This window comes from Cutibacterium porci (assembly GCF_009696315.1).
GTDB lineage: Bacteria > Actinomycetota > Actinomycetes > Propionibacteriales > Propionibacteriaceae > Cutibacterium > Cutibacterium porci.
The window spans coordinates 130,971-150,417 of record NZ_VUMG01000001.1; the positions used below are offsets into that span (position 1 = coordinate 130,971).

The window sequence follows — 19,447 nt, forward strand, 5'->3', positions numbered from 1 at the left end:
CATGTCCGTGCTCACGACTCTGGAAATCGGCTCCACCATAACCAAGGCCAACGCCTTCACGCTGGAGTCCGGACTGCTGCACCACATTGGACAGGGGTTCGCTCCCACCTCAGTGTCCGCCGGCGACGTACGTATCGGTGCGGATGCCGCAATTGCCCAGATGCGTGAGCGCTGCGGCCTACCACTCGACGCCGGGGAGATCTTCGTGAACTCCTCGGCGGCCGGTGGGCTGCGCATGAGCGTCCATGGTCTCACTCGGTCTATGACAGCCAGGGCTGCCCGCGAGGCGGCCCTGGGTGCCGGAGCCATCGTCACTATGACGACCGTCGGGGCGATGGACGAGTTCGACTTAGAAGATCTTCAAGAAAACAACCCCAACATCATTTTGTTGGCCGGCGGAGTCGACGACGGGGAGAAACGCATCGTCGTCGAGAATGCCCGCATCATTGCGTCCGCCCAACTAGGGGTCCCGGTGATCTATGCCGGAAATGCCCGAGTGAGGCGGCGGATCCAGCACATTTTTGCCGACGCCGGGCAGCCGCTGGCATGTGTCGACAACGTCTTCCCCGACGTCGACGTACTGCGCGTCGAACCGGTGCGTGCCGTCATCCACGACGTTTTCAACAACCACATCACGGCCGCCCCCGGTATGGCCGGGCTGGCAGAATTGACGAGCCACGAGATCCTTCCCACCCCAGGCGCGGTGCTTCGCGCCACCGAGCTTTTCGTTGATGCGGTCGGAGACGCTGTCGTCATCGACGTTGGTGGTGCCACGACCGACGTTCACAGCGTCACCGACGGGTCGCCGGAATGGACCGCCCGGGTCATCGACCCCGAGCCTCGCACCAAAAGGACCGTAGAAGGGGACCTGGGAGTTTTCGTCAACGCCCGTCGAGTCGCCGCCATGACAGACGAAGGTGAAGACGAGGAACGTCTGGAGTGGTTACGCGCCATACCCAGTGACGATCGTGAGGCCGAAGTAACACGGTGGCTCACGAAGGAGGCCGTCGACATTGGCGTGAGTCGCCATGCCGGTACCGTGACAGAAATCTTCACTCCGACAGGAAAAACGCAGGTTGTTCGCGGCAAAGACCTCAGTGCAGTCCGCTGGGTGGTGGGAACCGGCGGTGCCTTGACCCGGGTGCCAGGCGGTGCGGATATTCTTCGTCGAATCTGCACCGGAGCTGGCGCTCAACTGCTACCGAGTCCCGAGGCCACCATCGTCATCGACCGCGACTATCGGTTCTCCGCGCTCGGCACGGTCGCCCAGTCCTACCCCGATGAGGTCCGTCAAACCTTCGCCGCCTGGATTGAATCTCTCACCGGCTACACAAAACTACCCGGCGACGAAGGGGGAGACGTGAAAGATGACGCAACCCCACCTGGCCCGGCAAAAAACGACCCCACGCATGGGACGGAAGCCACATCATGAGCGGCCCCACTCCGCGATTGGAGATTTTCGCCGACCGCATCCGCAACAACGCCCGGGCAATTGTCAATCAATGCGCCGAACACGGAGTTCAGGTGGCAGCTGTCACCAAGGTGCTGCATGCCCACCCGGTACTCCTTCGAGCTCTGGAGAGTACCGGCGTCACGATGCTCGCCGATTCTCGGCTCCAAAACCTGCGCCAGATCGCCGAATGTGGCACCTCGTTGCCAACAATGTTGCTGCGAGCGCCCGGACGTCACGACATTGACGACACTGTCCAGCTCGCCGACATTTCTCTCAACTCTTCCCTCACAACGATGACCGCCTTGTCGGACGCCGCTGTCCGAGCCGGAACCCGTCACGGGGTAATCGTCATGGTCGATGTCGGAGACCTCCGTGAAGGGGTGTGGCCCGACCACCTCGTCGACGTCGTCGCCTCGGCGGCTACTCTGCCCGGCATCGACGTCAAGGGGGTCGGAACTAACCTCGCCTGCTATGGCGGAGTCCAACCAAGCGTTGAAAACATGACTCGTCTGGTCCAGCTTCGCGATATGGCACGCGCAGCGACCGGTCTCGAACTGAGTCTCATCTCAGGCGGGAACTCGGCAAATCTTCCCCTCATGATGAGCGGCGCCATGCCGTCGGAGATCAACAACCTGCGCATTGGCGAGGCCATCATCTTGGGTCGCAATACTCTCGATCGATCACCGTGGCCACAAACTCGCCAAGATACCGTCGAAGTTGTCGCAGAGATCATCGAACTCGAGCGCAAACCGTCGATTCCGCTAGGACGCACCGGCGAAGACGCGTTCGGCCAACATGTCACCTTCACTGATCGCGGGATTCGGCTACGTGCTATTTGTAATCTCGGCCGTCAGGACGTCAATGCGTCCGATCTGACGCCCGTTGACCCCGGCCACATAGTGCTGGGGGCCAGTTCCGATCACCTCATCGTTGATGTGACCGACTCTGCCGAATCCGTCGAGATCGGCACCGAAGTGAGATTCCGGCCCACCTACGCCGGTTTACTCGCCACCGCCACCTCCTCTGCTGTGTGGAAGGCAGCGGCCACTCCCCATCGCCTGTGAGGCGACCGTCATCACCTTCACCGAACAAAGGAGTTCCCGTGAGCGCACGAGAAACGCAACCTGTCGACGGACCGGGTCGCAGCGCCCTGTCCAGACCCGTGAAGAAACCTTCAACTGCTGATCGGCAAGGTCCTGAGGAAGAGCGCGAGCTGCAGCGCGGGCTAACCAACCGTCACCTACAGCTCATTGCTTTGGGCGGTGCCATCGGCACCGGAATGTTCATGGGATCCAGCAGTACCATCCATCTTGCTGGCCCATCTAGTGCCCTCGTCTACGCTCTCATCGGGTTCTTTATGTACTTCATGATGCGGGCCCTTGGCGAGATGCTGCTCTCTAATCTCAACTACAAGTCTTTCCGGGACATTGCCGAGGATCTACTCGGGCCAGCCGGTGGTTTTATCGCGGGTTGGACGTATTGGTTCTCGTGGATTGTGGCCGCGATGGGTGATATGGCCGCTATTACTGCCTATTTCCAATATTGGTGGCCGAATGTCCCAAAGTGGCTACCCGCAACCGCTCTAGCCGCAGTGCTACTCGCCCTCAATATCGTTGCCGTACAGTTCTTTGGTGAAGCTGAGTTCTGGTTTGCCCTCATCAAACTCATCGCAGTAGGTGCGCTGGTAATCGTCGCTATCGCGCTGTTGGCTAGCCACTTTGTCTCTCCTGACGGTGACCCCGCGACCATTGCCAACTTGTGGAACGATGGCGGGTTCTTCCCCAACGGCCTGATGGGCTTCCTCGGAGGCTTTCAGATCGCATTCTTTGCGTTCGTCGGTATCGAGCTCGTCGGTACTGCCGCCGCTGAAACAAAGGATCCCTGCACCACTCTCCCGAAAGCCATCAATGCTATCCCGGTGCGGTTGGCTCTGTTCTACGTGCTAGCCCTCCTAGCCATCACCACCGTTATTCCGTGGCGCAAGGTTGTACCCGGGGTGAGCCCCTTCGTGTCGTTGTTTGGGCTAGCAGGCTTTGGTGCGGCCGCCAGCGTGATGAACTTCGTCCTGCTTACCGCCGCGGCATCCTCAGACAACTCTGGCCTCTATTCAACCTCACGAATGATGTACGGTCTCGCTCTTGACGGTCAGGCTCCCTCGCGCTTCCGAAAACTGTCAAGCAACAACGTGCCACGCAACGCACTTATCGCATCGTGCCTGCTGCTGCTAAGCGGCATCATCTTCCTCTACACCTCGGATTCGATTATGCAGGCCTTCGCCTTAGTGACGACGGTTGCCGCTCTGCTATTCCTCTTCACCTGGTCACTCATCGTCGTGTGCTATATCGTGTACCGCCACAAGCGTCCCCAGCTCCACGAAGAGTCCATCTACAAGATGCCTGGCGGTGTGCCGATGTGCTGGATCGTCCTGGCCTTCTTCGTCATCAGCTTGGTCATTCTTACCTTGGACCCGACTACTCGGATCGCCGTGTTCATCACCCCGATCTGGTTCGTGTTCATCGGATCGATGTACTTCGTGTACCGCCGCCGCAAGCAGCGAAGGGACACGTTAGGTTGATTCTTGCCGACGCCCCGGCTCTTACGGCACATCACGTGTTCGGTAGGCCGGGGCTCGGGATTTTTGTAACGCGAGGTGACGCGGCGATGCGACGCGATGCGCTGGATCGGCGTTACCTCGCACCCCCGATATCGAGTGCAACAACCGTGAAACCTCGCTAATCTGTTCAGCCAAACCCTTCTTTGATTGTCACCACTGTGATTTAGCCATTCATGATCCTCACCGTATTCTTCCCGGCGGCGTTACACTGCAATCAAATCACGGTGGTTTGAATCACCCCCATGATGAATACCTCGTCTTGGAAATCGTTTTACAGAGGCAACTAATATGAATGGTTTTAACAACATTCCAGACGGGAGGGGGCACCCACACGCACCAACACCAGCTTTCCACGACGACATCACCGCATACGCGGTTGAATCGCAACCACACCATCCAGCCAAGGCTCATCTACACCGCAACCTGAGCAACCGTCACATCCAGCTCATCGCCATCGGTGGAGCTATCGGAACCGGCCTGTTTCTGGGCTCTGGCAAGGCTATCCGCGCCGCCGGTCCGAGCATTGTCGTGTCCTACCTCATCATCGGTACCATGCTCTACTTCGTCGTCAGGGCCATGGGCGAACTGCTGATGTACAACCTTGACTACAAGAGCTTTCAGGACTTCGCAGCTGATCTGATAGGCCCCTGGGCCGGATTCTTCCTGGGGTGGACTTACTGGCTTTGTTGGATCGTCACCGGCATGGCTGAAATCATTGGAATCACGACATACTGGGATTTCTGGGTCAAGAATAAAGGTCTTGCAACTTTCCTCGCAGCTGCCACACTATTGCTACTTCTCTGTTTGAATCTACTCACTGTAAGAATGTTCGGAGAGCTAGAATTCTGGTTCGCATTTATTAAAATCATCGCGATTATTTCCCTTATCCTCCTCGCCCTCGTACTAGCGGTCATGAAATTCCACTCGCCGACTGGAGGCGCGGCATCCATCTCCAACCTATGGAATCGTGGCGGCTTCATGCCGAACGGCTGGAGTGGATTCTTCGCTGGTTTCCAGATGGCAGCCTTCGCGTTCGTCGGAATTGAACTCATCGGGACCACCGCCGCCGAGACACAAGATCCCGAGAAGACCCTCCCCAAGGCCATCAGCGCTGTTCCTGCCCGAATCCTCATCTTTTACATCGGCGCCCTGCTCGCAATTATGACCGTCGTTCCCTGGAACGAGGTGCGAGCAGATTCTTCACCGTTCGTTCAAGTTCTCGGCATCGTTGGATTCGCTGGTGCGGCCAGCGTGATGAATTTTGTCGTCCTGACATCGGCAGCTTCGTCGTCTAACTCTGGGATCTACTCCATCTCAAGAATGCTTTTCGGACTTGCCCACAAGCGCATGGCACCGCAGCTGTTCGGCCGACTCAGCGCCCACGGTGTCCCTCGTTGCGGCCTCGTCGTCACTGTCCTGGTCTTAAGCACGGCGCTGCCCCTAGCCGCATCGGCGTCGTTTGTTGAGGCATTCACTCTCGTCACGACGATTTCATCAGTACTGTTCATCTTCGTTTGGAGCATGATCGTCATTAGCTACATGAAGTACCGCAAGGTCGCGCCCTCAGCCCACGCCGCATCGAAATACCCCATGCCTGGCGGCCGCGGGATGTGCTGGGCTGTACTGGCTTTCTTCGCGCTCGTCCTCGTGCTGCTGGCGCAGGAAGCCGACACTGCGCGAGCCCTGAGCCTCACACCTATCTGGTTTGCCATCCTCGGAATTGGTTGGTTTTTCGACCGGCGCCACGCCATCTGCGACGACGTTGGTACCGACGACGCCCATTCGAAGGGAGATAGTTAGATGACAATAATCGTCAGGTGTTACGACAATGCCACCGCCGCATCTGCTACACCTTCACACCGTCCTGTCTTCGATCCGTCTCCTACCGCCAGCCTTCCCCGTGACCAGGCCATGGTGAATCCCACCGCCCCCAAATCAGCCCGAACATGCTCTCCTGGCCACGGGCCGACCAGATTCATTGCCCATTTCTGACAGCTCAAAGGAGTTATGACACATGCCACGTTGTCCATCGCCTTCACACGCCACTATTGATCTGTCTGCCATCGCCATGAACCTCACCGAGGTGAGAAAGCATGCCGGTGATCGAAAGGTCCTCTTTGCCGTTAAAGCCAACGCCTATGGCCATGGAGCAGTCGAGGTCTCGCGCTACGTCGAAAAACACGGGTACGCCGACTGGCTCGCTGTCGCCACGGTCGCCGAGGGACAGGAGTTGATCGAAGCCGGTATCACCCTGCCTATCCTCAAGCTCTCCCCCGCTGATCCGTGGGATATGGATGCTGCAATCACGTCTGGGATGCGTCTCACCGTGCTGGATTTCGACACTGTGGACGCGGTAAACCGAGCCTCTACGCGACTAGGAATCACGACCAAGGTACACATCGCCGTCGACAGCGGCATGGGACGTATCGGTCTGCCTCCAAATCGCCTCGCTGAAGTCACGGTTGCCGCTGATCGCGCTGACGGAATCGAGGTCGAAGGTGTCTTCACTCACCTACCCATCAGTGACGTCCCCGAGGGAGAAGAATTCACCCGAAACGAGATCGACACCTTCATGAATGCTGTCTCGCAGGTGGAAGCCGACCGTGGACCGTTCCCCCTTGTCCACTTGGCGAATTCTGGCGCTATCCTCGGGCACGATCTAGGCAAAACCTCCATGGTGCGTGCCGGCATCGTTGGATACGGATACGACCCAGACCCCCACGCCGACCGCGCCGACCTTCGCCCTGCCCTGTCGTGGATCAGTCACGTCACGTTCGTCAAAACTATCGGTTCCGGGGATACCGTCGGCTATGGCAGGACGTGGACGGCCAGCGAAACGACAAAAATCGCCACTGTCCCCGTCGGTTATGCCGACGGATTGTCCCGAGGCCTGTCAAATAAGGGGCACGTCCTCGTCGGAGGATCGGTTCGTCCCATTGTCGGTCGGATCTGCATGGACCAATTCATGATCGACCTTGGCCCTGACTCGAGCGTCACGGTAGGAGATGAAGTGGTGCTCATTGGGGCCCAGGGCGATGAAGTTCTCACCGCTGATGACATGGCCGAGCTCCTTGGGACCATCAGTTACGAGATTACCTGCGCCATCTCCAAACGTGTGGATCGGCGCTGGGTCGGGCAATAGTGAGCGCTGCCCAATGTGCGGCGGCTCTCCCGTTAGCCAACTACGCACCGTCTCCTACATCGTGATGCCACAACCCCCGATTTGGTTGAGGTCTGGGCATTCGAGAGCCTGGACCGCGTTCGGGTCGGGAATAATTGTGTACCGGTGTCACTACTCTCCCCGACCGCACAGCAAACGGATGGAGGGCAGTACTGTTTTTCTCAGGCGAAGTGGTAATGCTTCACAACCTTGTCAACGCATTCGCGGGCAGTCTCTACATCGGGCATCTCACAAAAGACCCGCAGGAGAGGTTCCGTGCCGGAAAACCGGACAATGATCCACCCACCGTTAGCGAAATAGACCTTCACCCCGTCCATGTCACTGATGTGGTCGACCTCTAAGCCAAAATCGGGCAGGTCCTTGTCCTGGTAGATGCGCTTCTTGAGGGATTCCTTGTCCTCAGGGGCGAAGGAGAAGTCATCTTCTACCATCTCTAGCCGACCGTAACGTTCCTCGATGTCAGCGTAGATCTGCGAAAGCTTCTTGCCCCGCTTAGCGATCATTTCTACCAGCAGAGTGCCAGCATAGATACCATCCTTACCGGCAATATGCCCTTTGACTGTCAAACCCCCGGACGACTCACCGCCGATGACGGCATCGGTCTCGGCCATCTTGGACGACACCCACTTGAATCCGACCGGCACCTCGTAACAAACCTGCCCGTGAGCTTCAGCGACACGGTCAAGGAGGTGGGTGGTTGCGAGGTTGCGCACGCACGGCCCTTGCCAACCCTTGTCCTCCAGGAGGTAGGTGTACAGCAAAACGAGGATCTGGTTGGGATGTAAGAAATGCCCTTGATCATCGATAATGCCAAGGCGATCTGCGTCACCATCGGTTGCGATGCCAATATCGGCCCCACGCTCAACGACTTCCTGAGTCAGGGCTTGAAGAGTGCGCGAGTTCGGGGACGGGAGACGTCCACCAAAGAGAGTGTCACGACGCTCGTGAATGGTATCGACGTCACAGCGAGCCGTCATAAGGATGGTCTGAAGGCAGGTACGCGAAACGCCAAACATGGGGTCAAGGACAACTTTGAGGTGAGCATGGCGGATGGCCTCTAGATCGACGTGATCAAGAATCGCATCGATGTACCAGTTCATCGACGTCTGCACCTCAATAATGCCGTCGCGAAGAGCATCAGTGCGGTTAATGCGCCGGATGCCCCCTGAACTGATGGAATTGGCACGGCGTTGGATCGGTTCGGTGATCTCGACCTTGGCGTCACGGCCACCTTCCGTAAACACTTTGAGGCCGTTGTAGACGGCAGGGTTGTGGGAGGCTGTGACTGCCATTCCGTAGGCGCAGTCGAGCTCCCGAACGGTCCACATGATCATCGGAGTCGGGGCGGGCCGGTCAATGATTCGTACCAGGATGCCGTTACCGGCGATTACTTCCGCAGCCCACCAAGCGAATTCTGGAGAGAGAAAACGCTGATCGTATCCAATAACGACAGGGCGATGGTGCTGATTTTCGTCACGTATGCGGTCAGCAAGCGCCTGGGCGACCCGCTCAACATTGAATCGAGTAAATGTGTCCGCGATGATGGCTCGCCAGCCGCCGGTACCAAATTCAATCTCGTCCGCCATGGCTCACAGATTAGGTCGAAAAGTCCCCACTCGTTGGCGAATCCGCACGCCACACCACCTGTGCTCATTGCTACTGCGCGATAGTAGGAGCGCAGTGAGCGCACCACCGACAGCGTCAGTCCAACCGCCGAGCCGACGGCCCCGGCCGTGTGACCACGGTGGTGGCTTGTGCAGCTTCTTCTGGGTAATCGTCACGGTACTTCCGAAGCCACGCGTTGGCGAATTCCGGAGCCTCGGAGGTAGGGACGAGAGCCCACACCGAGCCACCGAATCCCGCCCCAAATGAAGTAGCTCCGACAGCTCCAAGCTCTCGAGCGATACGCGCAAGCGCCGATGTCTGTGGCACTTGATTGCCAAGGAGGGTTTCGGCCGCACGCTGCGACTCATCAACAATCCGCCCGAATTCGTCGAGATCACCGCACGCAAGTGCCTCAGACGCATCCGGAACGATGGTTTCAGACTCGGTAAGGAAGTGATCGAGGCGCCGAATTAGATCCTCGCGACCACTCACCACCTCACGCAGCTTCACAGCATCGGGATCAACAGCCAAAGCATCGCCGAGAACAGCATCCTGGCGACCTGTGGCCGAATTCCACCGCTTGATAATCTCGCGAGTCGCCAGCGATGCCGCGTTGTAGAGATCACGGGCAGCTCCGGTCTTCTCGGCCGCCACTCCAGAAACGATGACGACAAGGGACATGTCGGCTGGGAATGGGACCCGGCGTTGCAACCGAATCGGGCAAAAACGAAATTGACCGAGTTGCCCGTCCTCACTGCACACCATCGCCGTGTGGTCCTCTGAACCGCCAAAAGTACCCACGCCTGCGGCACCTGCAAGGTTCTTGAAGGTCATGCCGTTCTCGTGACATGCCAGGTACCCGGCAAGGTCAACATCGTCAGTGATGTTGTCCTGCCACGTGGGGGTATCAGGAAGCCCATTGAAATCAGCCAAACCCAATACGATCGCGCTGACGAGCGCCGAGGAGGAGCTCATTCCACTGGCAAGCGGGAGATTAGAGGTTAACCGAACTCTCGCCGGAGCCAGGTCTCCAAAATTTGCCGTCAGGCGATCGATAACGGCTTGCGCGTACCGACCCCAGTGCCCAGTCGGCAATTTTGGATCACGACCCGCGATAAGAAGCAGCTCACCGGGAGCGGCATCCGTCGATACCGTTACCCCGCTATCGGCCGATTCGACCGAAACTGTCACTCCACGATCCACAGCGGCCACCAACGTAGACCCGCCTGCATAGTCAGTGTGCTTGCCAAGGACTTCGATACGTCCAGGAACGAACCACCGGATCACAGTGTCACCTCACGATGACTAAGGGCATCCACCACAGACGCAATGTCACCGCGATTCGACATGTCAAGAACTCCCGACTCGACCGGGACGACATCAAAACGCTCGCCGTGCTCCACCATCCAGCGCACTGCATCGACAATCTCGTACTCACCGCGCTCTGACTTCTCGATCGAGTGGCACGCCTCGAAGATCTTTGGAGTGAGCAGGAAACAGTTCATAGACACCAGTGCGGTCTCGCCAGCAGCATCAACGACGCACGGGTCCGGCTTCTCGATGATGTCCGTGAGCTGACCAGAATCGTCAGAGTCCAGTAGGGCGAAGGCGCGAACGCGCTCTGGATCAATGTTCGATTTCGCGATCATGGCGCGTTTTGTGAAACCTAGGGTCCCGGAAGCGGGAACCTCACGAAGTCTGGCGACCGCATCCTCTGGGTAATAATTGTCAGAATTTACAACCAGTACTCGGTCGCTTCCCGCGAAATCCTCTGCAACTGCAACAGCATCCGCAGTGCCCAGAGGATGCTCCTGGATCGCATACACGATCGACACCCGCGATTTTTCGCACGAATCGTAATAGTCCCGAATCACAGTGTGCTCAGGGCCGATTACCAGACAAAAATCGTCAAAGCCGGCGTCGGCTAGCGCCGAGATGACGTAATCGAGAAACGGACGGCCGTCAAGACTGATCATGGCTTTCATGCCAGCTGCTGCAGCAGCAGCCTGGTCTGCCGTAAGAGAGACTCCCTCGGCAGATTTGCGCATCCGCGTTCCCAGACCACGCGCCATGATGACGACCTTGTGAGGAGCCTGTTGTGCCACGGGGTTGTGTGTCATGTGGGCAATCCTATGAATCAGTTCACGTCCGCATGTAGGTAGGGCAGCATCCGGTCACTTAGGGTGATCCTTTCCATTTTTGTCCGTTGACCGGGACGAGACATCAATCACGTATCCTGACGGCATGGCCACCGGTAGTAAGGGCACCTCAGGCAAGAAATCGCCAACCGGCACATACGCCTCTGCGATCATCTTCTTCCTCATCCTCATCTTTGTTACGCGAGCCAGGTCTTTCGGCGCAGTTCTTACCTTGGTACTGATCCCGATGATCGTCATGTGGGTCATTCAAGGGCGGAAGACCAAGCACATCGAGAACGACAGGCGTCGCGAGCCCACCTCAGGTGAGGACAGCTCGGCGATTCCAAGCCCGGATCCCATGGGGACAAAGAAGGTTGTAAGGCGCGGACTCCGATCATCTGTCAACGAACCAGCTGAGCTTTCTGACTCGCCAGATAAAAGCGTATTCGATGGCTCCTTTGCCGCTTTGACCGGTGCATTGCCCGGCAGCGTTAATAAGCCGAATACCGGCATTGAATCAGCACATCACCAGCAACATCATTCCATCCCGGCCCCGGAGTACGCGCCGCATTTGTCCCCTCAGCCCCCGGATTCCGTAGGCCTCGATGGTTCATCGGGCATCACCGCGACCAATACCGAGCCGCTCATCAAGCCTGTCATCCACGGTGCAGCTTTCACACCACAGGCTGAAACTGAGCAATCCCCAATCCTCGCTTCTGCTGTCACTGAAGAAACCACATCAACCCATCCCCCGGCAGAAATCGCCGGCTCCGGTCGACTCGCCAGCACCCAAAACGGATCCGCGGCCATTTCCATGACTCGTGAATCAGCCACGGCGAGCCTCCATAAGATTCTCGAAAGCGGTGGCTCGTGCCTGTCTACATCTTCCCTCTTTACGCAACCGTGATTGGACTCGTGTGACGGCGAGCAGGGGCTCGTTCAGAAGCCCGTCACGACAAGCTGCTAATGACGTCTGGCCGCCTCAGGATCGGACACGGTCGTGCCTGTTTCCCCGCTATACCGACGTTTTTCGCAACCATGCGAGCGCAAGCTCAAGCACATGAGAACGGGCTTCAACGCGGGAGTACGCACACAGGAGGTACGCACCAGCTACACCACCGACACGCATCACACCGTCGCAGCCACTCCTTTGTGCCGACTCCAGAGTGCTGATCTGACAGTATCGAGGACCAACTCCGGGTTATCACGAATCATATTTGGAGTGATCCGAATGACACGAAATCCAGCTCCCACCATAAGAGCATGGCGCCTAGCCGTCGCCTCGTAATCTGCCGCTCCGCCGTGGAAAGCATAGCTATCAACCTCAACGACGGCATTCTCCTTCTTAAACCAGAGGTCCGGGACGACGGCGTCTCCGCCAATCCACAGCCTCTCGTTTGCTTTCCACCCGCTGATGCGATGACGGCGGAACAAAGCATGTATTTCTCGCTCAGCAACAGACCAAGGGCGGTCTAGTAATTGCCGCAATACCCGTCTGACAACGCTATGTGGGGCCTTCCTCGCCACCCTACGGCGAACCTCGCGGAGCTCGTCGGAAGTCACGTAACCTTCCCGAAGGCATTGCGTAGCGGCTTCCCAATCTCCACGCAGCGCCAGCCAAAAGCACGTATAGGCGCGGGTGGTACGTACGCCATAGCGATCCTCGACGACGGGTTCACTCGCGGCGCGATGAAATCTGAGCCATCGTCGACGCGAACGCCAGGGCATCGAGTGTGGGACAATGACGTCGATCTCGGTGATTTTAAGGTCCCTCATCCCGGCAAGGTATAACGCAGCTCTGCCAGTAAAAACCGCAGTCGGGCGCCACAATTTGACTGCGCGTATCCACGCCTCTGGATGTCTGGCAGCCGCCGTCGACATGACGATTCTGGGCAGCGGTCTAATGACATGACCTTCCCGTGCCGCACGCCGCGCCTGCCGAGCTACTCGCCCCACTGAACTAATCTTGGCCACACCACCGTTGGCCTCCAGAATGTCAACTAACTCCATACCTTCAGTTGTCGTTTCGATCAGGGTTTCTTGTCACTGGATTCAATATCTGTGGACAACGACCCTAAAAGCCGCCAGAGTTATCCACAGAAACGACTTATCTTGGCGCTGGCCTTATCTGGGGAGCACAAGGTTCAGGCGCAGCGAGCTGGTCCCTCACCGCAACGTCTCTCTGTTGGCGTGTCTTCACTCCCCGTGACTAAAAATCCCTCCACCCCGCCACCTCGGTCTGTGCCGTGCAAAGTAGGCTTACAACATGGCAGAGATGCGCATTGAAAAAGACAGCATGGGCGAGGTCGAAGTACCCGCCGAGCATTACTGGGGAGCCCAGACGCAGCGTTCCCTCCACAACTTCGAGATCGGCCGTGACACCTTCGTGTGGGGCCGCGACATGATCCGTGCTCTCGGTACTCTCAAGAAGTCCGCAGCACTGGCTAACAAGGAACTGGGGGAGCTGCCGGGCGACGTGGCCGACCTCATCGTTCAGGCCGCTGATGAGGTTATCGCCGGAAAGCTTGACGACGAGTTCCCGCTGGTGGTTTTCCAGACCGGATCAGGCACTCAGTCCAACATGAACACCAACGAAGTCATAAGCAACCGCGCGATTGAACTGGCCGGCGGCGAGCGCGGCTCGAAGAATCCCGTTCACCCTAATGACCACGTTAACCGAGGACAATCCTCTAACGACACCTTCCCGACGGCCATGCACATCGCCGTCGTGTGCGCTCTCAATGAGCGTCTGTACCCCGCCGTCCAGCAGCTTCGCGACACCCTCGACGAGAAGGCCAAGAAGTACGACGATGTTGTGATGGTTGGCCGTACCCATCTGCAGGACGCCACACCGATCCGCCTCGGCCAGGTCATTAGTGGTTGGGTCGCCCAGATCGACTTCGCCCTTGACGGCATCCGCTACGCTGATTCCCGTGCCCGCGAGTTGGCCATCGGCGGCACCGCCGTCGGGACCGGTCTCAACGCCCACCCCGATTTCGGCCCGACCGTCGCCAAGCACGCAACAGAAGAGACTGGCATCGAATTCAAGCAGGCCGACAACCTGTTCGCCGCATTGAGCGCCCACGACGCCTTGGTGCAGGTTTCAGGGTCGCTGCGTGTTCTAGCCGACGCTCTCATGAAGATCGCTAATGACGTCCGCTGGTATGCCTCTGGGCCCCGCAACGGTATTGGCGAACTCCTCATCCCCGAGAACGAGCCCGGTTCTTCAATCATGCCCGGCAAAGTCAATCCGACCCAGTGTGAAGCGATGGCAATGGTAGCCACCCGCGTATTCGGCAATGATGCGACGGTTGGTTTCGCCGGTTCCCAGGGCAACTTCCAGCTCAATGTGTTCAAGCCGGTCATGGCTCACGCCTGCCTGGAATCGATCCGCCTCATCGCCGATTCGTGCATCAGCTTCGATAAGCACTGCGCCTACGGCATCGAGCCGAATCCGGCCAAGATCAAGGAAAACCTTGACAAGAACCTCATGCAGGTCACGGCCCTCAACCGTCACATCGGTTACGACCTAGCTTCGAAGATTGCCAAAAATGCTCACCACAAAGGCATCAGCCTCCGTGAGTCTGCTCTCACGGTTGGTGGCATGAGCGAAGAGGACTTCGACAAGTGGGTCGTCCCCGCCGATATGACCCACCCCAGCGCCGCTGAATGATTTTCCCGCCACGGCGACACGTCGGGCCTGTCACTGCAGTAACAGTGGCAGGCCCGACGTTTTTGTAATCGACGCGTGGGGCGAGGGAATAGCGAGAAACTGGCAATCCCGAAGGCGTCAGTATTCCGCGTTGAGGCGAACCGAAACCTCCCCCGATAAGACAGCCGAACGACTGCGTGTGCCCGGCGTGTGGTGCATCACCCCTTGACAGCCCCGGCAGCAAGCCCGGACTGCCAGTAACGCTGAAGGACGAGGAACAAAATCACCAGCGGAATGACTCCAATGACGGAAGCGAGCATCACGGCGCCCTTGTCTGGGGCGAAATACGCCATCATGCCGTATAGGCCCTGGGTGACTGGCTGCAGGTTTTCGTTGGTAATCATCATTAACGGCAGCAGGAAGTTGTTCCACGTCGCGACGAATATGAACAAAAAGATCGTCACCATAGCTGGCGCCAACAGACGCAGCACCATCGTAGAGAAGATCCGGAATTCACCCGCCCCGTCAATCCGGGCAGCTTCGAGGAGCTCCGTCGGCACCGACGACTCGGCGTAGACAGTGCCGAGGAATACCCCGAATGGGCTAACCATCGACGGAATGATCATGGCCCACACAGTATTGACCAGGTGCATCTTAATGAACAGCAGGTACAACGGAACGGTAAGTAGTGCTACCGGCATGAGCAGACCAGTCATGACGACGACCAGCAGGACTCGGCGCCCCGGAAAGTGGAATCTAGCTATTGCATACCCACAGGCGACAGAAATAAGCGTGCCAACAACACCTGACACTGTTGAGTACACCAACGAGTTGAGCACCCACCGTGGAAACATGCCTTTGGTCCAGGCCATGAGGGAATGGAAATTGGCACCCCAGTTGAACTCGCCGAAGGCGAACCCGGAAGTGTTCACCAAATCGGTGTTGTTCTTGGTAGACGCGATGACTAGCCAGACGATGGGCAGCAAAAAATAGCACGCCACAAAAGCCAGGATCACCAATGTGATTGTCCGGGCTGTCCTAGAGGGAGCAATCGATCGAGGAGGAAGCCCAACCAGTGAAGGGCGGTACCGGATGCCATCCTTGGTGACGGCGGTTTTATCATGTGCCATGTCAGTCCGCCTTTCGTTGGACAAGGGCGTAGATTATTGCGAGCACTCCAGCCACCAACGCCATCATGATGGACACCGCCGACGCTGGGCCGGCACCACTAGGGCTGATATTTCCGTTCATGGTGTTATACGCCATCATCATCGGCGTGTAATCGCGCGGCATCCACGTCACAACAGTCGCTAGAACCGTCGGCTCATTGAACAGCTGCACAGTACCGATAATGGATAGCAAGACCGCCAACATGGCCGCACTTCTAACCAGAGGGATTTTAATTTTCGTCATGATCTTCCAGCCAGACGCACCATCGATACGTGCCGCCTCGTAAAGGTCTGATGGAATCGCCTGTAGGGCGGCCAGGAAGATCAACATGTTGTAACCAGTAAAGGTCCACGTAGTCATATTGGCCATTGAGGCGAGGATGACGTGGGAACTCAACAGGTTGAAGCTTAGATGCCCCGCGAAAGGGGATATTTCTGGAACATAGAGGTAGGTCCACATGATCGCTGCTACCAACCCTGGAATCGCGTAGGGCAAAAAGTATGAGAGACGCCAGAATCCGGGATGACGTACCAAGTACGAGTCGATGACCAATGCGAGAAATAGCGCCGCAAGGATCATGATCGGAATTTGAAAGACACCAAACAGCATCACGCGACCGATACCGTGCCAGAAAGCTGGATTCGTACATACGTCCTGGAAATTTTCCAAGCCGACGAATTTTTCTACCGTCCGGCCTCCACCGAAGAGGCCTCCACCCTCGGCAACCTGCTTGTGAAAGCTAGCCCGGACGCTCTCGATAATGGGAGCAACAAATACGATGATGAAGACAATGGTGAATGGCAATGCGAATAACCAGCCAGTTAGCGCCTCGTGTCTGGTCTTGCGACTAGCTGTAGATGAGGACATCGCGTCTCCTGTGAAGAATATGCAATGGCGCAGATCGCCCCGCGCCGTTCGGCGACCACGCTGATCGCCGCGAACTGCGTCGATCACAGATCAAAACTGCCGGTTAGGGCGTAGGCAAGGCCCTCCCAAGCCATAGGACGCCCCGTACCGGTAAAAATGGTGGGCCCGGAGAGCGCAGATTGCTCCGCCCAATCCGGGCCTCGGTTCCCAATCCCGTCAGCGCTCACTCATCAACGGGAAGTCCAGCATCCTTAAGGGCCTGAACAGAGGTGTCCTGCGCGGTTTGCAAAATGTCGGCGACCTTAGCCTTACCCGAAGCGGCATCGGCAGCTTTCTCATTCATCTTCGTGCCTACCACGGCGAATCCGGGGATGTACCCAAACTGAGGGGTAAGCCTCTCGTTAGCTTTGGCAAGTTCCGCCATGACGTCCTGACCGCCAAACTGCTTCTTCATTTTCTCAGGGGTAGTTACCTGGCCCTTAGCTGCGGGGACCAGACCCTGAGTGGCGAGGTCGTTGACCTGAGTGTTGAACCAGTCATTAAACTGCATCGCCTGTACCGGGTACTTGCAGTCCTTGACAACAGCGACACCGGAACCGCCGTCAGGGCCAGTTACGTCCGATCCGCCGAATGATGGCAGCTGAGCGACGCGCCACTGACCGTTGTAGCTGGTTTTGTCGAGCGCATCCAGCATGAAGCCGGTCTCCCAGGCAGCGGCGACGTTGCCGATAAGTTTCCCGCTGACGAGGGCCTTCGTGTAGGCATCGCTCCACCGGGCGTCAGTAATAGCGGTTTTGTCGTCGAGAGCTTTCTGCCAAAAGTCGGCGACAACCTTGCTCTTGTCGCCAGTGGTATCAACCTTCCACTTGTCGCCTTCGGCGGAGTACCAGACAGCGCCTGCTGCAGCAGCCTGAGCGGACAGCCAACTCTGGACTTCATCGGGCTCAAAGCCGAGGATGTATTTGCCCTTGGCGGTGGCCTTCTTGGCGGAGGCAAGCAGCTCGTCAGAGGTCTTCGGAACCTCAATGCCAAGTTTCTTGAACTCAGTCTCGTTGTAGACGTACACAAGCGGGCCCGTGTCTTGGGGCAAACCAACGACCTTGCCGCCGACAGACATCTGGCCATAGGCGCCAGAGAAATGGTCCTTATACTTCTCAGACTCGGTAGTGACGTCCTGCACCAGACCCTTGACATACATGTCTGGGACCTCAGCGTATCCCGCCTGGACTAGGCACGGAGCGGTACCGGCCTTGACGTCAGCCTCGAGCTTAGGCATGAGCTCATTGGCCTTACCAGAAAACTTCGTGGTCTCAACCTTGATGTCAGGATGCTCCGAGTTCCACTTCTTGACGATGTCGGCAACCTTTGTCATGCCCTCACCGTCGGGCAGGCGGTGCATGTATTTGATGGTGACCGGGCCGGAAGCTGCCGCGGACTGTGACGCAGCTTCGCTTGGCGATCCCGATCCCTCTGACGAACTGCCACAGGCACCGAGAACGAGCGTTCCAGCGACGATCGCAGCCACAGAGGCCATCCGACAAGTACGGCGTGTGATCATGTCAACCCTCTTCCTTGAGTGTCGGGACGCGGAGAGCCCGCATCCTCGGGATGTTGACCGGCGTGTGCTGGAGACCGTCTGGGAGTCCGACACAACGTCGTGTACACGTGTACATTACGACATGTCGCCCCGCTTCGACAAGTGGGGGCCCACAAATCGGAGCGTCGCCGATGACGACCCGGAGACAGAGGAGGATTACCGATGAGCGAGGGCACGAGTCGGCCCACGATGCATGACGTGGCTCGGGTAGCCGGCGTTTCCCACGCCACGGTGTCACGGGTGCTCAACGGCCACACCAATGTGGCCCCAGCAACCGCACGGGCCGTTGCCGACGCGATCGTCACCACCGGTTACGTGCCAAATCGAGCAGCACGGTCGCTGCGAGTGCAATCGACTGACACCGTGGTGCTGGTGGCGCGAGAAAACGTCAACGTCTTCTACACCGAGCCGACACTCTCTCCAATGGCGTCCGGAGCGAACCTGCGACTGTCCGAGCACGGCTACCAGATGCTCCTTGCCCTCGTCGATTCTCCCCGCTCGGCAGAACGTGTCGGGTCATTAATTGCCGGTGGGTCCTTCGACGCGGCGATTTTGGTCGCGATGACCAACGAAGACCCGCTGGTCGCCCGTCTCATGACGACAAATATCCCGCTCGTCACGGCTTCCACCCCTTTCCCTGGGTCAGACATCCCCTCAGCGGACACTGACAATGTCGGGGGTGCCCGAGCCATCACCGAACGGCTCGTGGCCACCGGACGGTCGAAATTGGTCGCCATCGGCGGGCCAGCGTGGGCACCAGTCACCCCAATGCGTCTCGAGGGATTCCACCAAGGTGCGAAAAATGCCGCCATCGGGCACACCGCGGTCGACGGGTGGACGATGGCTGCCGGACAGCGGGCAATGTCCGAGCTTCTCGAACGTCACCCAGACCTCGACGGAGTTGTCGCCGCGTCTGATCTCCTCGCCACCGGTGCGATGCGGGTCCTCAACGAAGCTGGCCGACGAACACCCCAGGACGTTGGGGTTGTCGGTTTTGATGACGCCCCTGTCGCGGCCCTCAACGATCCTCCGCTGTCGACGGTACGAAGCGACGCCAGGGCAACCGGAATCGCCCTGGCAGACATGGTCGTCGCGCAGATTCGCGGTCAGGAACTGCCCCAGCGTCACGTCGTCATACCGAACGACGTGGTCTGGCGGGAGTCCGCCTGA

At 58.1% G+C, this 19,447-nt stretch carries 15 protein-coding genes; 8 read left to right on the forward strand and 7 right to left on the reverse strand.

Annotated elements, in window-relative coordinates; genetic code table 11:
* The first annotated feature begins 1 nt into the window (after position 1).
* From FYJ43_RS00575 to alr, 5 genes are all read left to right on the forward strand, one after another.
* Positions 2–1,432, forward strand: a complete 1,431-nt coding sequence (locus FYJ43_RS00575) for a glutamate mutase L (RefSeq protein ID WP_154561063.1) — start codon at positions 2–4, stop codon at positions 1,430–1,432.
* A complete protein-coding gene (locus tag FYJ43_RS00580) occupies positions 1,429–2,517 on the forward strand; it encodes an alanine/ornithine racemase family PLP-dependent enzyme (protein ID WP_154561065.1) in 1,089 nt (362 codons plus the stop codon). The genes FYJ43_RS00575 and FYJ43_RS00580 overlap by 4 nt, the downstream gene beginning before the upstream one ends.
* A 38-nt stretch (positions 2,518–2,555) precedes the next feature.
* The gene (locus tag FYJ43_RS00585) at positions 2,556–4,028 is read left to right on the forward strand and encodes an amino acid permease (RefSeq protein WP_407643714.1); all 1,473 of its coding nucleotides are present in this window, start codon (positions 2,556–2,558) and stop codon (positions 4,026–4,028) included.
* Positions 4,029–4,355: 327 nt separating this feature from the next.
* On the forward strand, positions 4,356–5,867 hold the full coding sequence (locus FYJ43_RS00590; RefSeq protein WP_154561067.1) for an amino acid permease: 1,512 nt from the start codon (positions 4,356–4,358) through the stop codon (positions 5,865–5,867).
* A 214-nt stretch (positions 5,868–6,081) separates the two neighbouring features.
* A complete protein-coding gene (alr, locus tag FYJ43_RS00595; RefSeq protein ID WP_154561069.1) occupies positions 6,082–7,209 on the forward strand; it encodes an alanine racemase in 1,128 nt (375 codons plus the stop codon).
* Between the two features lie 200 nt (positions 7,210–7,409).
* On the opposite strand, the gene FYJ43_RS00600 is transcribed toward alr, so the two are convergent.
* The 3 genes from FYJ43_RS00600 to FYJ43_RS00610 form a co-directional block, all read right to left on the reverse strand.
* The gene (locus FYJ43_RS00600; RefSeq protein ID WP_154561071.1) at positions 7,410–8,834 is read right to left on the reverse strand and encodes a phosphoglucomutase/phosphomannomutase family protein; all 1,425 of its coding nucleotides are present in this window, start codon (positions 8,832–8,834) and stop codon (positions 7,410–7,412) included.
* A gap of 115 nt (positions 8,835–8,949) precedes the next feature.
* Positions 8,950–10,140, reverse strand: a complete 1,191-nt coding sequence (locus FYJ43_RS00605) for a galactokinase family protein (RefSeq protein ID WP_326833204.1) — start codon at positions 10,138–10,140, stop codon at positions 8,950–8,952.
* Positions 10,137–10,973: a nucleotidyltransferase family protein gene (locus FYJ43_RS00610; protein ID WP_154561073.1), complete on the reverse strand. Its 837-nt coding sequence runs from the start codon at positions 10,971–10,973 to the stop codon at positions 10,137–10,139. Before FYJ43_RS00610 ends, FYJ43_RS00605 begins: the two co-directional genes overlap by 4 nt.
* Positions 10,974–11,097: 124 nt before the next feature.
* On the opposite strand from FYJ43_RS00610, the gene FYJ43_RS00615 reads away from it, so the two are divergent.
* A complete protein-coding gene (locus FYJ43_RS00615; RefSeq protein WP_154561075.1) occupies positions 11,098–11,898 on the forward strand; it encodes a hypothetical protein in 801 nt (266 codons plus the stop codon).
* A gap of 221 nt (positions 11,899–12,119) precedes the next feature.
* Here the strand turns inward: FYJ43_RS00615 and FYJ43_RS00620 are convergent, their stop codons facing one another.
* Positions 12,120–13,001 (reverse strand): endonuclease domain-containing protein, encoded by an 882-nt coding sequence (locus tag FYJ43_RS00620; protein ID WP_154561077.1) that lies wholly within the window; start codon positions 12,999–13,001, stop codon positions 12,120–12,122.
* A gap of 256 nt (positions 13,002–13,257) precedes the next feature.
* On the opposite strand from FYJ43_RS00620, the gene fumC reads away from it, so the two are divergent.
* The gene (gene fumC / locus FYJ43_RS00625) at positions 13,258–14,664 is read left to right on the forward strand and encodes a class II fumarate hydratase (protein ID WP_154561079.1); all 1,407 of its coding nucleotides are present in this window, start codon (positions 13,258–13,260) and stop codon (positions 14,662–14,664) included.
* A 197-nt stretch (positions 14,665–14,861) separates the two neighbouring features.
* Here fumC and FYJ43_RS00630 read toward each other — a convergent pair whose 3' ends face one another.
* The 3 genes from FYJ43_RS00630 to FYJ43_RS00640 form a co-directional block, all read right to left on the reverse strand.
* The gene (locus FYJ43_RS00630) at positions 14,862–15,773 is read right to left on the reverse strand and encodes a carbohydrate ABC transporter permease (protein ID WP_154561081.1); all 912 of its coding nucleotides are present in this window, start codon (positions 15,771–15,773) and stop codon (positions 14,862–14,864) included.
* Position 15,774: 1 nt separating this feature from the next.
* Complete coding sequence (locus tag FYJ43_RS00635; RefSeq protein ID WP_154561083.1) at positions 15,775–16,680, reverse strand: carbohydrate ABC transporter permease; 906 nt, start codon at positions 16,678–16,680, stop codon at positions 15,775–15,777.
* 223 nt (positions 16,681–16,903) lie between these two features.
* Positions 16,904–18,214: an ABC transporter substrate-binding protein gene (locus tag FYJ43_RS00640; RefSeq protein WP_154562025.1), complete on the reverse strand. Its 1,311-nt coding sequence runs from the start codon at positions 18,212–18,214 to the stop codon at positions 16,904–16,906.
* A gap of 252 nt (positions 18,215–18,466) precedes the next feature.
* Between FYJ43_RS00640 and FYJ43_RS00645 the strand changes: the two genes are divergently transcribed.
* A complete protein-coding gene (locus tag FYJ43_RS00645) occupies positions 18,467–19,447 on the forward strand; it encodes a LacI family DNA-binding transcriptional regulator (protein WP_195839879.1) in 981 nt (326 codons plus the stop codon).

Excerpts from the sequence above, each read along its gene's own strand:
- FYJ43_RS00640 (WP_154562025.1), bottom strand. The coding sequence starts at position 18,214 with ATGGCCTCTGTGGCTGCGATCGTCGCTGGAACGCTCGTTCTCGGTGCC.
- FYJ43_RS00645 (WP_195839879.1), top strand. The coding sequence starts at position 18,467 with ATGCATGACGTGGCTCGGGTAGCCGGCGTTTCCCACGCCACGGTGTCA.
- FYJ43_RS00630 (WP_154561081.1), bottom strand. The coding sequence starts at position 15,773 with ATGGCACATGATAAAACCGCCGTCACCAAGGATGGCATCCGGTACCGC.
- FYJ43_RS00580 (WP_154561065.1), top strand. The coding sequence starts at position 1,429 with ATGAGCGGCCCCACTCCGCGATTGGAGATTTTCGCCGACCGCATCCGC.
- fumC (WP_154561079.1), top strand. The coding sequence starts at position 13,258 with ATGGCAGAGATGCGCATTGAAAAAGACAGCATGGGCGAGGTCGAAGTA.
- FYJ43_RS00620 (WP_154561077.1), bottom strand. The coding sequence starts at position 13,001 with ATGGAGTTAGTTGACATTCTGGAGGCCAACGGTGGTGTGGCCAAGATT.
- FYJ43_RS00600 (WP_154561071.1), bottom strand. The coding sequence starts at position 8,834 with ATGGCGGACGAGATTGAATTTGGTACCGGCGGCTGGCGAGCCATCATC.
- FYJ43_RS00635 (WP_154561083.1), bottom strand. The coding sequence starts at position 16,680 with ATGTCCTCATCTACAGCTAGTCGCAAGACCAGACACGAGGCGCTAACT.
- alr (WP_154561069.1), top strand. The coding sequence starts at position 6,082 with ATGCCACGTTGTCCATCGCCTTCACACGCCACTATTGATCTGTCTGCC.
- FYJ43_RS00575 (WP_154561063.1), top strand. The coding sequence starts at position 2 with ATGTCCGTGCTCACGACTCTGGAAATCGGCTCCACCATAACCAAGGCC.
- FYJ43_RS00610 (WP_154561073.1), bottom strand. The coding sequence starts at position 10,973 with ATGACACACAACCCCGTGGCACAACAGGCTCCTCACAAGGTCGTCATC.
- FYJ43_RS00590 (WP_154561067.1), top strand. The coding sequence starts at position 4,356 with ATGAATGGTTTTAACAACATTCCAGACGGGAGGGGGCACCCACACGCA.
- FYJ43_RS00615 (WP_154561075.1), top strand. The coding sequence starts at position 11,098 with ATGGCCACCGGTAGTAAGGGCACCTCAGGCAAGAAATCGCCAACCGGC.